The 13538-nt window shown below is 64.4% G+C and carries 11 protein-coding genes; 4 read left to right on the top strand and 7 right to left on the bottom strand.

All coding sequences use genetic code 11. From position 1 onward, the window contains the following. The 4 genes from AC1DSD_RS11610 to AC1DSD_RS11595 all read right to left on the bottom strand — a co-directional run bounded on the left by AC1DSD_RS11610 (position 1) and on the right by AC1DSD_RS11595 (position 3756). Entirely contained in the window at positions 1 to 732 is a 732-nt protein-coding gene (locus AC1DSD_RS11610) for an NYN domain-containing protein (RefSeq protein ID WP_478030174.1), read from the bottom strand. A 56-nt stretch (positions 733 to 788) separates the two neighbouring features. After that, positions 789 to 1178, bottom strand: a complete 390-nt coding sequence (locus AC1DSD_RS11605) for a DoxX family protein (RefSeq protein ID WP_478030173.1) — start codon at positions 1176 to 1178, stop codon at positions 789 to 791. 91 nt (positions 1179 to 1269) lie between these two features. Beyond that, entirely contained in the window at positions 1270 to 1764 is a 495-nt protein-coding gene (locus AC1DSD_RS11600; RefSeq protein WP_478030472.1) for a GreA/GreB family elongation factor, read from the bottom strand. A 72-nt stretch (positions 1765 to 1836) separates the two neighbouring features. Continuing rightward, positions 1837 to 3756 carry a lytic transglycosylase domain-containing protein gene (locus AC1DSD_RS11595; RefSeq protein WP_478030171.1) on the bottom strand — a complete coding sequence of 640 codons (1920 nt, stop codon included), beginning with the start codon at positions 3754 to 3756 and terminating at the stop codon, positions 1837 to 1839. 154 nt (positions 3757 to 3910) lie between these two features. Here AC1DSD_RS11595 and dapA point away from each other — a divergent pair, with 154 nt between their 5' ends. Then, positions 3911 to 4792, top strand: coding sequence for a 4-hydroxy-tetrahydrodipicolinate synthase (dapA, locus tag AC1DSD_RS11590; RefSeq protein ID WP_478030170.1), 882 nt, complete (start codon positions 3911 to 3913; stop codon positions 4790 to 4792). 88 nt (positions 4793 to 4880) lie between these two features. Here the strand turns inward: dapA and AC1DSD_RS11585 are convergent, their stop codons facing one another. Genes AC1DSD_RS11585 through AC1DSD_RS11575 form a run of 3 tightly spaced genes read right to left on the bottom strand, consistent with a single transcriptional unit; the run spans position 4881 to position 9662 of the window. Then, positions 4881 to 5813 carry a TauD/TfdA dioxygenase family protein gene (locus AC1DSD_RS11585; protein WP_478030169.1) on the bottom strand — a complete coding sequence of 311 codons (933 nt, stop codon included), beginning with the start codon at positions 5811 to 5813 and terminating at the stop codon, positions 4881 to 4883. A gap of 28 nt (positions 5814 to 5841) precedes the next feature. Next, positions 5842 to 7248, bottom strand: coding sequence for an MFS transporter (locus tag AC1DSD_RS11580; RefSeq protein ID WP_478030168.1), 1407 nt, complete (start codon positions 7246 to 7248; stop codon positions 5842 to 5844). An 8-nt stretch (positions 7249 to 7256) separates the two neighbouring features. Further along, positions 7257 to 9662, bottom strand: coding sequence for a TonB-dependent receptor (locus AC1DSD_RS11575; protein ID WP_478030167.1), 2406 nt, complete (start codon positions 9660 to 9662; stop codon positions 7257 to 7259). A 515-nt stretch (positions 9663 to 10177) separates the two neighbouring features. Between AC1DSD_RS11575 and AC1DSD_RS11570 the strand changes: the two genes are divergently transcribed. From AC1DSD_RS11570 to AC1DSD_RS11560, 3 genes are all read left to right on the top strand, one after another. Continuing rightward, complete coding sequence (locus AC1DSD_RS11570) at positions 10178 to 10804, top strand: DUF805 domain-containing protein (protein WP_478030165.1); 627 nt, start codon at positions 10178 to 10180, stop codon at positions 10802 to 10804. Between the two features lie 41 nt (positions 10805 to 10845). Beyond that, complete coding sequence (smpB, locus tag AC1DSD_RS11565) at positions 10846 to 11331, top strand: SsrA-binding protein SmpB (protein ID WP_066806604.1); 486 nt, start codon at positions 10846 to 10848, stop codon at positions 11329 to 11331. Positions 11332 to 11449: 118 nt separating this feature from the next. Further along, positions 11450 to 13465 (top strand): M13 family metallopeptidase, encoded by a 2016-nt coding sequence (locus AC1DSD_RS11560; RefSeq protein ID WP_478030164.1) that lies wholly within the window; start codon positions 11450 to 11452, stop codon positions 13463 to 13465. Positions 13466 to 13538: the final 73 nt, after the last annotated feature.

Raw genomic sequence — 13538 nt, 5'->3', positions numbered from 1 at the left:
CTAGCGCACTCGCTTGACGTAGATGCGGCCGCCGTCGCGACGCTCGGTCTGGAAATTGGGCACTGCCTCGATCAGGTCGGAGAGGCGCTTATAGCCGTAATTGCGCGCATCGAAGCTCGAACGGTTGCCCGCCCGCTCGCCAAGTTCGGACAGGTTGACGAACCCGCGCTCGTCGCGCTTCACGGCATCATAGGCATCGACCAGCAGCTTGAGCAGTTCCGGGTCCACCTCGGCCTTGCCATTGGCGGCGGCAGCGTGGTTTCCGTTGATGGTCTCCGGAGCAGGGGCCTGGCGGAGCGCGGTGACGTCGATATATCGGGTGCAGGCTTGGCGGAACGCCTCGGGTGTCTTCGACGTGCCGAACCCGTAAACGGGCAGGCCATCCTGGCGGATCCGCATCGCCAACGGCATGAAGTCCGAATCTGACGACATGATGCCGAACCCATGGACGCGGCCGCGATAGAGCAGGTCCATCGCGTCGATCGTCATCTTCATGTCGGTCGCGTTCTTGCCCTTGGTCAGGTCGAATTGCTGCTGCGGCTCGATCCCGTAGCGGACCGTCTGATCACGCCAGCCCTTGAGCGCGGGCTTGGACCAATTCCCATAGACCCGGCGAATATTGACCGTGCCGAGTTCGGCCAGGATCGTCAGCACTGGGTCCAGCGTGCTCGACGAGGCATTGTCCGCGTCGATCAGCAACGCGATGTTGCGGGCATGAGTCTCGTCGGTCATGGCGCCGGTGTAGCGGGCGCGATGCGGCCAGCGCAATCACGCCCGCACGGGTGAGGTTATCGGGCAGCCGGCCGGTTGCGCAGCGCGTCGACGCTCCACGATCCGGCACCCGCCGCGGCGAAGAAGAGGAAGATGAAGGCGTAGAGCATCGCCGGCTCGCCGCCATTGACCACCGGGAAGACGCTCTTTGGGGCGTGCGCCATGAAATAGGCGACTGCCATCATGCCCGACAAAATGAACGCGACCGGCCGCGTGAACAGGCCGAGCAGGAACAGTCCGCCGCCGACCAGTTCGAGCGTGCCCGCGGCGTAGAGCAATGGATTGAGCGGCATCGGGAAGGGCGGGATACCGAAGAACTTGGACACGCCGTGCTGCATGAAACCGAGCGCGGTGACGATACGCAGCAGCGATTGGAGCTGAGACGACCAGCTGGCGGGAATGGGCATGGATGACCTCCTGTTCGTTACGCGATCGATCTAGAGCCTATCACGACCACCGACCAGCCACGCGCAAGAAACGGTCCGTTACGTTTTGCCGTTATTTTTTGGTCGCATCGGCGGAGGGATAGCTGACCGCCATCACTTCATATTCCTTTTCGCCCGCAGGCAAGGTCACGCGGCGCAGGTCGCCGACCGCAGCTCCCCGCAAGGCGCGGGCAAGTGGAGCGCTCCAGCCGATCAGGCCCTTGCCGGCGTCGGTCTCATCGTCGCCGACCAGGGTCAGGACGCGTCGGTTGTCTTCCTCGTCGGCGACGGTGATCGTGCAGCCGAACCACGCACGGCTGGTATCGGGCTGTTGCGCCGGATCGACCACCTTCGCCGCTTTCATCCGCTTCGACAGCCAGCCCAGCCGGCGATCGATTTCGCGCAGCCGTTTGCGGCCGTAGATATAGTCGCCATTCTCCGAGCGATCGCCATTGCCGGCCGCCCAGGCGATCGTCTCGACGAGTTTCGGGCGCTCCTCGGCGAACAGTTGTTCATATTCGGCGCGTAGCGCGGCGACCCCAGCGAAAGCTGGGGTCTCAAGCCGTATCGCGCCTTCGCCTGAGACCCCAGCTTTCGCTGGGGTGACGGAGGGAGTTTCGCGGGGGTGACGGGCAGGTCGTCAGCCCGGCCGCTTGTTGCCGATATACCAGCTCAACCGCGCATTGCCGGTCGATAGCGCGCGCTGCGGATTGATCAGGTCATAAACCACCGCATTCTCCAGCACGTGCTGGACGTAACGCTTGGTCTCGTCGAATGGGATAGCCTCGATCCAGTCGATCCAGTCGACCGTACCGGTACGCGGGTCGCCGTTCGCCGCCAGCCATTTGTTCACGTTGCCGGCGCCGGCATTATAGGCGGCGATCGCCAGCGGATAGCTGCCATATTGATTGTAGAGCCGCTGGAAATAGGCGGTGCCGAGCTGGATGTTATAGTCGGTGCTGCTGAGCAGCATGCCCTGATCCCATGCAAGGCCGAGCTTGCCCGCCTGCTCACGCGCGGTGCCGTTCATCAACTGCATCATTCCGCGCGCGCCGGCGCGGCTGATCAGCGAGCGGTCGAACTGGCTCTCCTGGCGCATGATCGCATGCGCCATCGTCCAGCTCGATGCCGACGACGCCGGAATATTGACCGTCGGGAATCCCGAACGGGTGTAATCGGTGACGCCGTTCAACAGCGCGCTGCGGCCGACCATCACCGATAGATCGGGCCGCCCCAGCGTCCGGGCCAATTCGTCGGCCAGCACATGGTCGTCGACGGTGCTTGCGAGGTTGGCGATCTGGCGCAGGAACAGGCTCTGATCCTCATGCGCGCCGACCGTGCCGAGGAACTGCGCCGCGCGGACCACCTCGTTATTGTAGAAGGCCGAGCGCTCTGCGGGCGGGATTGGCGGCGGCGTCGGCTCGGCCGGCGCCAATAAAGGCTGACTGAGGCGCTCGGCTGCCAGCTGGCCGTAGAATTGATCGCCATAGCGTGCCGCCGCGGCGAGGTTGCGAGTCGCTTCATCGCTTTGCCGGGCGGCTTGAGCGGCCCGCCCCGCCCAATAGAAGCCCTTCGCCTTGAGCGCGGTCGACCGCGAGCCGCCGGTATAGCGGACGAACATGCCGATCGCGTCGGATGGACGGCCCAGCCGCTTGAGCGCGGTCTGTCCGGCGAGCCAGACGAGATCGGTGTACGGGTCGCGCTCGGCCAGGGGGCGAAGTGCGATGTCGGTACCGGTGGGATAGGCGTCATCGACCTGGCTGGCGATATTGTACGCGGTCGAATAGTCGCCGGCCTCGACGGCTGCGCGGGCATTGCGCAGCAGCAAGTCAAACCAGCGGTCGACATCGAGCGGTTTGCTGGAGAAATTGTGCGGTCGAGCCAGCAGCGCGCGCGCCGATCCGGCGGCGCCACTATTGGTCAGCCAGATCGCCTTGTCCGCGAGATAGCCCGGATCGCCGGCGCCGATCGCGTCGGCAGTGCCGGCATCGGGCGCATTGGTGCGCAGCGCGAGTCGCGCCGCGAACAGGGGACGCCGCGCGGCGCCGGTGAGCGCGAGTTGGCGCGCCGCGGCGGCGGTCTGGCCCTGCCACAGCAACTGGTCCATCCGCACATCCTGGTCCTTGGGGAGCAGCGCGTCAGGCCAGGTCGTCAGCACCTTGCTCTCGTCGGTTGGCGTCAGACTGCCCTGAGCCCAGGCATTGCGTGCGGCCGTCCGTGCGTCGTCCATCGAGCCCGTGGCGGTCAGCGCCTCCGCAAAGCGAACCCAGGACGTGCCGGTTTGTGGCGGATAGCGCCGGAAGAAGGCGACCGCGGTCGACGGCGACCAGCCCGGCATCGCCAGCGACGCTTCGGCGGCGCGGCGCATCGCGACGTCGCCTGGCCATCCGGGATGCGCGAGCAGGAAACGGGCGTAGCTTTCGAACGGGGCGCTATTGGTCTGCCTGAGCGACCGCCATTCGGTGATCGCCGCCGACAAGGCGCTGACCGACCTGGGGTCGGCGCTGGGGGCGCCCATCAATTTGGACTTGGCCCATTCGAGCTGATCCTGGAACGCCATACCCGTCGCCGCCATCCCCGAAAGGGCGGCGGCGGCAACCCCGCTTTTGAACCACGACGCAAGCATGTGGACAGGATATGCTCTCGCGCCCTATCTGTCAGGATATAAAACAACGAAAAAACGGCGGATCGCCGCCACGCGGGAGCGTTTAAGCATGTTTTCGGGATCGATCCCCGCACTGGTCACGCCGTTTGCGGCGGATGGCGCCTTCGCAGAGGACGCGTATCGCGAACTCGTCGAGTGGCAAATCACCGAAGGATCGGCCGGATTGGTACCGGTCGGGACGACCGGTGAGGCCGCTACCTTGACTGCCGACGAGCATTTCTATGCGGTTCGCGTTTGCGCCGAACAGACCAACCGCCGCGTGCCCGTGCTGGCTGGCGCGGGGTCGAACGATACGCGGGTTGCGATCGCCAATGTCCATGCCGCCAAGGCAGCGGGCGCCGACGCCGCGTTGATGGTGCCGCCTTATTACAACCGACCGAGCCAGGAAGGCATCTTCCGCCACTTCGAGGCAATCGCGCGCGAAACGCCGCTGCCGATCGTGCTCTACAATGTGCCTGGGCGCACCGTCACCGACATCCAGCCGGCGACGATGGCGCGGATCGTCAAGGCGTTCCCCGAGGTCTTTATCGGCGTGAAGGACGCGACCGGCAGCCTCGGCCGGGTGACCGAGCAGCGGCTGGGCTGCGGCCCGGATTTCGTCCAATTGTCGGGCAATGACGAAACCGGGCTGGCGTTCAACGCGATGGGCGGAGTCGGCTGCATCTCGGTCACCGCGAACGTAGCGCCGCGCTTGTGCGCCGAATTCCAGGCCGCTTGGGCCGCGGGCGACCATGTCAAAGCGCTGGCGCTCCACGATCGCCTTTACCCGTTGCACGTTGCGATGTTCACCGACGCCTCGCCGGGGCCGGTCAAATACGCGCTCGGCAAGATAAAGCCGGATTGGCCGATGCATCTCCGCCTGCCGATGACCGAGGCTAACGACGCCAGCCGCGCCGCGGTCGATGCGGCGATGGCGACGGCGGGGCTGTGAACCGGCAACGATGATTTCGACGCCGCGTCCGGCGTGACACGGACGCGGCGCCAGGATGGGGCAGCGGCCGCTACCCCAGCCAAGTCGATCAGGCGGCGACGGCGACCAGTTCGGGCTTGATCACCCGGCTGCGGCTGCCGTCGATCGCCACCGGCACGTCGCCGGCGACAGTCGCGCGACGCAGCGTGCGGCGCTGCGGCCCGAAATCGGCGATCGCGCGGTGCTGGGTCGCGCGATTGTCCCAGATCGCCACGTCGTTCGGCTTCCAGCGCCAGCGCACGGTGTTCTCGGGCTTGGTGATGTGGTCCTGCAGGATCGAGAACAGCCGCTGCGAATCCGCCGCGTTCAGCCCGACGAACTGCTTGACGAAATGGCCGAGCAACAACGCGCGCTCGCCCGATTCCGGATGGACGCGGACAACGGGGTGCTCGGTTTCATAGACGGTCGATGCGAACACCTTGCGGTGCTCCTCGACCCGCTTGCGGTCGGCCTCGCCGAACGTCCCGGCATAATCGTAGAGATTGGTGTGCAGCGCCCAGAGGCCGTCGACCAGCGTGCGCAGGCTCTCGGGCAATTCCTGATAGGCGGTGACGCCATTGGCCCAGAGCGTGTCGCCGCCAGCTTCGGGAATGGTGATCGCGCGCAGTATCGATGCTTCGGGATAGGCATCGACGAACGTCACGTCGGTATGCCAGCTGGACGCCGCATAGCCTTCCTTCGAATCGAGCTCGAGCAGATATTTGCTGCCGTCGACAACCGGCACGGTGGGGTGCGCGATCGGCTTGCCGAATTTCTCCGCGAACGCTTCCTGCGCCGCATCGTCGAGATGATTCTGATCGCGAAAAAAGATCACTTTGTGGCGCACCAGCGCGGCACGGATCGCGGCGATGGCGACCTGATCGAGTTCGCCGGACAGCTTCACGCCGCGGATTTCTGCACCGATCCGGCCCGCGACCGGTACGATGTCGAGCAGGGCGTCGGCGTCCCGCGCATTCACGAATTCATGGGTAAGATTGGTCATGGCACGTCTCCTTCGGGGTTGATGGGGGTCATTCGGCAGGGGCGAGGGCTGCCCCCTGGGCGTCCAGCGCGCGGCGGACTTCGGCATGCGCCGCCTCGTCGAGCGGAAAGCCGCTGACGAGCCAGGCGGAAAAGGCGTGGGCGATGGCGGGACCGATCGCGAAGACGATGGCGAGCCCCTGCAGCGTGGCCGGACTGTTGACCGTCTTGGGGTCGAAACCGAGCCAGGATACGAGCGGCAGGGCGATCCCGACCGCGACCGCGGTGGCGGCCTTGCCGGCTAGGCTGAACACCGAGAAATAGAGCCCGGTACGGTCCTCGCCATGATCGAGTCTGTGCTTGTCGGCGACGTCGGCGACGATCGCGCGAAGCATCAGATTGCCCGAACCCTGGGCCAGCCCCTGCGCCAAGGTCAATGCGAGCAGCAAGCCGAAGCGATCCGGCGTTATCAGCAGCAGGCCCAGATTGACGATGACCTGGACGATCTCGCCGGTGACCGCGGTGCGGTGCTTGCCCAGGCGATAGCCGATCCTGAGCCAGATCGGCCCGGCCAGGATTCCGAACACGAACTGGAACAGGAACAGACCCGCCGCCCAATCGGGCCGGTGCATGAAGAAGCTGACATAGAAGACGATCAGCGAGGCGCGGATGTTCTGACCGAGCGTCACCGCGAAATCGGAGCCGAGCACGCGCAGCAGCAACGGGTCGGCGAGCACGGTGCGGATCGCCTGGCCGATCGGCCGGCGACGTGTCGGCGCGTCGGGCAGCGGCTGCTCGGGGAAAGCGGTCAGCGTGAGCGCAAGCCCCGGCAGGATCGTCGCCAGCACCAGTCCGCCCATCAGCGCGAGCTTCAGCTTGCCGTCGCCGGGCCGCCATTGATCGGCGATCGTTGGTAAAATCAGGGTCAGCAACAGCGCCGACGCGGTCACCACGGTCTGGAACGTCGCGATCCGCGTGCGCTCGTGATAGCGGCCCGAAATCTCGCCCGACCAGGCGAGCAGCGGTATCTGAATTGCGGTCCAGCCGAGATAGAAGAAGAACAAGGTCGCGGCGAGATAGGCGACCGAAACCTGGCCCTGCGGAAAGAACAGGAACGCCGCCGCCAGCGCGAATAGCAGGCCGCCCCCGGCGATCCATGGGCGACGTCGGCCGAACCGGGTGCGGGTGCGATCGCTCAGCGTACCGACCAGCGGATCGAGCAAGGCGTCCCACAACCGGCCGATCAGGAAGATCAGGCCGATCGCACCGAGCGACAGACCGTGATCCTGGACGTAGATCGGCGGCAGATAGACCGCGAGCGGCAGCCCGGCGGCCGCGACCGGTACCGCGACTGCCGACAGGGCCATCAGGCGCCACGCGGTCGGGCGGTCGGGCCCGGCGCCGTCGTCGGTCGGCGCGGTGAAGGACAACGGTCGGGGTGGGAACAGGCTAGCCATGGTTCACCTCACAATTTGATGCGGAGCGTGGCGCCGACCGTCCGCGGATCACCGAGCAACGCGGTGATCACGCCGGTATTGGCCGCAGCAAGCGTCTGAAAATATTTGGTATTGGTGAGATTGCGTGCCCAGACCGAGAGGTCCCAGCGACCGCTCTCCGGCCGTACGCCGATCCGCCCGTTGAGCACGCCATAACCGGGCACCTGGGCATAGCGCGAATTGGTCGACGACGTGTTCAGCGACGAACGATGCGCGAAATCGGCATGGCCGTAGAACTGAAACTTCTGGCCGGCGATGCGGCCGACCGGTTGGGCAATATCGGCGCCCAGCGTGTAGGTGAACTTGGGAACGCCGGCGAGCGGCTTGCCGCTGAGGCTCTGGACCGATCCGAGGTCGAGCCGCTCGGGCGCCTGCGGTGCGTTGGGGTAATCGATATAGACCGCGTCGGTATAGGAAGCCGAGGCATTGAGGCTGACCAGGCGGGTTGGTGCGAAGCTGAGATCGGCTTCGGCACCGCGCGATCGGACGCTGGGGATGTTGGAGATATATTGGCGATAGGTGAGGCCGCCCGGCGCCTGTTCGGTGATCGCGGTCTGGTAATCGGATATGTCGGTCCAGAATGCGGCAAGGTTCGCGGTCAGCCGCTTGTCGAGCGCTTGCGCTTTCAGCCCGACTTCATAGGCATTGACCCGCTCGGGCCGCACATCGGGAGTGACGCCGGCCGGCAGCGACGTGAGGTTGAGGCCCCCGGACTTCGATCCCCTCGAATAGGTCGCGTAGATCAGCGCGTCGGGCGCAATCTTGTACGACAGATTGGCCAGCAGCGAGACGCTGTCGTCGGTGAAACTGGTCGAATAGGAGGTGACCGGGTTGAACTGGTTGCGGATCGCGATCACCGCGGCGCCGGCCGCCGGAGACAGGGTCGAGGGATCGGTGCCCGCGACCCAGAACTGGTTATACGCTCCCTCTTTCTTCTCGTGCGTATAGCGCAACCCCAGCGTCAGCTTGAGGCGGCTGGTCGCGTTCCACGTCGCCTGGCCGAACACGGCGGCGCTGTGGGTCGTCGGGGTCGAGGTCGAATCCGCCTCAAAGCCGTTTAGCGCGGCATTGGCGACCGCTGCGGCGGTGGTCGGGAGGTACCAATTCGGCGCGGCCGACCCATAAGCGACCGCGCCATTTCCTCTGATGATTTGCCAGAAATAGTAAGCGCCGATGACGTAATCGATGCGATTGTCACCCTTCGACGCCAGCCGCACTTCCTGGCTGAACTGGCGCTGGTGATTAGCTTGCTGCGACTTTGTCACGACGGGCAAACCAGTGGCGTCGCCATCGTTGGCCGGATCCCAATCCCACCAGCGATAGGCGGTAATCGAGGTCAAAGCGGCGGCGCCGAGGTCCCAGTCGATCTGTCCCGACGCGCCATAGCTCTTCATGTTGGCCTGGTAGGGACTGTCGGAATCGCCGAGCCGCGCAAAGGGCGTGAAGGGCAGGGGCGTGTAGCCGGCCCGGCTGGTGCGATTGAGGAAATTGTTGGCGATCGGCGTACCGTCGTCATAGGTCCCGAAGAAGCCCGACAGCACCTGGAGCACATGGTGCTGTTTCTGGTGCGAATAATCGCCGATCAGCTTGATCGAAAGGCGGTCGCTCTGCTTGATCAGCAGCTGCCCGCGCAGGCTGAAATTATAATAATTGGCCGAATCGCTGCCGTCATGGACGTTGGTCAGGAAGCCATCGCGCCTGGTGTCGGCGATGCTCAGCCGGGCGGCGACGACATCGCCGATCAGCGCGCCTGAGGCGGAGGCGCGAAACTGGCGATAGCCATAGTCGCCCAGCGACGCCTCGGCCGACAGTTCGGGATCGAAGCTCGGCGCGCGCGTGGTGATGTTGATCGCACCCGCTGTCGTGTTTTTGCCGAATAGCGTACCCTGAGGGCCGCGCAGCACTTCGACCTGCTGCAGGTCGACCAGGTCGAATTGCGACTGGCCGACGCGACCGTAATAGACATTGTCGATATAGATGCCGACGCCGTTCTCCAGCCCATCATTGGTCAGCGCGACGTTCGAGCCCAGGCCGCGGATGTTCACGTTGGTGTTGCGCGGGTTGAAGCTGAAGACCTGGAGGCTGGGCACAAGTTGCTGGATCTGCGCCAGCGAATAATTGCCGGTCGCGGCAAGCGCCTTGTCGTCGACCACGCTGAGCGCGATCGGCACGTCCTGTGCGCTTTCCGCCCGGCGCCGCGCGGTAACGACGATGTCGCCGCCACCTTCAGGATCGGCATCGGTATCGGCGACGGCGTTGGGGACGGCGCTGGTCGCGGCTGGCGGCGCCACCTTATCGTCGGCGAAGGCAGTCGCCGGAAGAGCGGACGCCAGCGTCGTCAGGCTGAGAGACGTCAGGAATAGATACTTGGTCATCAGGCGAAGGGGTCCCCTTTGCCGCAGGCAATCGCCTCCGGCCGCGCCCTCGCAGGGCACGTGCGTTCGATGGAATTCGGGCGTGCGCCGCCGGCGCTGCCGGTCGGCGTAGTCGTCAGGCGATCAGGAGCAGTCGATCAGCCGATCGGACAATTGGAATCATGACATCGCATCGTTTCATTCCCTTCACTCGGGGACAACGAAGCCGGGCGTCACGCAGCCCTGCATCGCGCTTTAGCCGTTGGTTACGCGGAGCAAGCTGCATCCCATCAAAAGCCGCGGGCCTGTCGGTGGCGTTCGCCAGAGGGACGACCATTTCCCTCTCGATCCGTTATTCCCATCATCTTGATAGGATATAAAACGGTCAATGTAGATGCGCTAGTCGGTGCTAAAGCTGGGGTTTGGCGGTCGGAGCCGGCGCAGAATGAACCGCGAAAACCGCCAGGCGAGGACAAAGACTTTCAATCCTGCTCGCCGGCGTTAGGCTGAGCCGACATAGCGAGGGGGTATTCGCCATGAACCTGCTGACCAGGCATCTGACCGGCATCGTCGATTTCCAGGGCAGGGAAAACCGTCAGCCCTTCTGGCTGTGGATCCTGATCGTCTACATCGTCCAGTTCGTCGTCATGGCGATCGCGATGATTCCGCTGATGACGTCGTGGTTCGACCAGATGATGCCAATGATGCAGGGCGATCCGCATCGGTTCGACAACGACCCGCAGGCGATGATTCAGCTGATGATGCCGATGATGCAGAACATGATCACGATGACCGTCGTGAGCGCCGTGCTGTTCTTCGTTCTGTCGGGCGCGGCGGTTGTGCGTCGGCTGCATGACAGCGACCGCTCGGGTTGGTGGTCGGCGCCTTATTACGCGATGCAGATCGTCTCGCCGATCTTCATGGCGTCGTTCTTTCCCCGTTATTTTTCGATGATGGCGTCGATGTCCGCGGCGAAACCCGGCAGCCCGCCGGACTTCAACAATCCGGCATTCCAGCAGGCGATGCAGTCGATGACCCTGATGTCGCTGGTCAACATCCTCGGCTTCGCGATCCTGGTGATGATGATCGTGTTCCTGGTCCTGCCGGGAACGGTCGGCCCCAACCGCTTCGGCGACGATCCGCTGAAGCCGCCCTTCCACTAAAGCTTCCCTTCCGGCACGCGGGCGCTTACATCGCCCGGCCCATGGCCCGTCCCAAGCCCCTCACGTTCGACAAGCAGAAGATCGTCGCCGAGAACCGGCGCGCGCGGTTCGACTATGCCATCGAGCAGACGTTCGAGGCGGGGATCGCGCTGACCGGGACCGAAGTGAAGAGCCTGCGCTCCGGCGAAGGGTCGATCGCCGAAAGCTATGCCGAAGTGTTGGCGGACGGCGGCGTCTGGCTGGTCAATTCGAACATCCCCGAATTCAGCCACGGCAACCGCTTCAACCACGAGCCCAAGCGGCCGCGCAAATTGCTGCTCAATGCACGCGAGATCAACAAGCTGCATGGCGCCGTGGCGCGCGACGGCATGACGCTAGTGCCGCTCACGGTCTATTTCAACGCGCGCGGCCGCGCCAAGGTCGAACTGGCCCTGGCCAAGGGCCGCAAAGCCCATGACAAGCGCGAGCATATCAAGGAACGCGAGTGGAAACGCGACGCCGGACGCATCATGCGGGACCACGGCTGACGCGATTGACTAGGCGTGTCACCGGGGTAGAACACGCACCATCAATAAGGGGGAACATGACGGCTCCGGTCTGTCACGCGAACGTCCGCTCCTCCGCTTCGGAAAGGACCCTCCCCAGATGAAACCCTTCGCGTTCGCACTTCTTGCGGCGACGGCGCTCGGCGCCGCGGCGTTCACCCAGCAGACCGTGGCCGCGTCCTCCGGCAAGCCCACCTTCGGCACCTTCGGCATGGATGAAGCCGGCATGGACAAGTCGGTCGCGCCGGGTGACAGTTTCTACAATTACGCCAATGGCACCTGGGCGAAGAACACCCCGATCCCGTCCGACAAGTCGAATTACGGCGCGTTCAATCTGCTCGCCGATTTGTCCGAATCGCGAACCAAGGGGATCCTCGAAAAAGCCGCGACGGATCCGAATTCGAAGATCGGCACCGCCTATGCGACTTTCCTCGATACCGGATCGATCGAGGCGAAGGGGCTGACGCCGATCAAGCCGTGGCTCGATCGCGTCAAGTCGACCGACAAGGCCGGCTATGCGGCATTGCTGGCCGAAGCGGCGATGGGGGGCGTCGGCGGGCCGTTCGGGGCCGGCGTCGGCCAGGACGACAAGGCGCCCGAAACCTATATCCTGGGCTTGCGTCAGGGCGGGTTGGGATTGCCCGACCGCGATTATTACAGCGACCCCAAATTCGCCGACGCCAAGGCGGGATATCAGGCGCATATCGCCAAGATGCTGACTCTGGCGGGCGAAGCCAATGCCGACGCCCGGGCCAAGGCGATCGTCGATCTGGAGACGCAGATCGCCGCGGTCAGCTGGTCGCGGATCGATAGCCGCGATGCCAACAAGCGCTACAACAAATTGTCGGTCGCCGACCTGCAGGCGAAGGCGCCGGGCTTCGACTTCCCGACTTATTTCAAGGGGATCGGGGCCCCGGTCGATACGTTGCTGGTGGCGCAGCCCTCTGCGATCACCGGGATCGTCAAGCTGGTCGCCGAGGCGCCGATGACGGTACTGCAGGATCAACTGATCGTCCGCAGCCTGGACAATTACGCCGATGTCCTGCCCAAGGCGTTCGACGAGGAGAATTTCAACTTCTACGGCAAGACGCTGTCGGGCACTCCCGAGCAGCAAGCGCGCTGGAAGCGCGGGGTAGAATTCACCACCAACGCGATCGAGGACGACGTCTCGAAATTGTACGTCCAGCAATATTTCCCGCCCGCGACCAAGGCGGCTGCCGACCAGCTGGTCAAGAACATCATCGCCGCGATGAACGCGCGGATCGACAAGCTCGACTGGATGTCGGCCGAGACCAAAATCAAGGCGCATGCCAAGCTGGCAGCGTTCCGACCCAAGATCGGCTATCCGTCTCAATGGCGCGATTATGGCTCGCTCAAGATCGTGAAGGGCGATGCCTTCGGTAACGAATGGCGCGCCAACGAATGGGGCCGCAAGGACAATATCGCCCATCTCGGCAAGCCGCTCCAGCGCTGGGAATGGGGCATGACCCCGATGGAAGTGAACGCTTATGCCAATTTCGGCATGGTCGAGATCGTCTTTCCCGCCGCGATCCTGCAGCCGCCGTTCTTCGATCCCAATGCCGACCCGGCGGTCAATTATGGCGGGATCGGCGCGGTGATCGGACACGAAATGAGCCACCATTTCGATGATCAGGGCGCCAAATATGACAAGAGCGGCCAGCTCACCGACTGGTGGACGCCCGCCGATGTCGCGGCGTTCAAGACGCGCACCGACGCGCTGGCGGCGGAATATGACAAATACGAGCCGCTGCCCGGCCAGCATGTCCAGGGCAAGCTGACCCTGGGCGAGAATGTCGCCGATCTCGCCGGCCTTACCGTTGCCTATGACGCTTATCACAAGGCGCTGGGCGGCAAGCCCGCGCCGATGATCGACGGCTATTCGGGCGACGAGCGCTTCTATCTCGGCTGGGCGCAGGTGTGGCGGCGCAGCTATCGCGAGCCCGAATTGCTCAAGCGCCTGCGCACCGATCCGCATGCGCCGTCGGAAGCGCGCGCCAGCATCGTCCGCAACATGGACCCGTGGTACGCCGCGTTCAAAGTCCAGTCTGGGCAGAAACTGTATCTCGCCCCGGCCGACCGCGTCCGCATCTGGTAGTTTTTTGGCGTAGATGATCGATGGCGCCGCCGGCGGATATCCCGCCGGCGGCGTTGGTTCATCAGCCTTGGTT

This window comes from Sphingomonas sp. P4_D12, from assembly GCF_056401895.1.
This window is presented reverse-complemented; position numbering and strand designations above follow the sequence as displayed.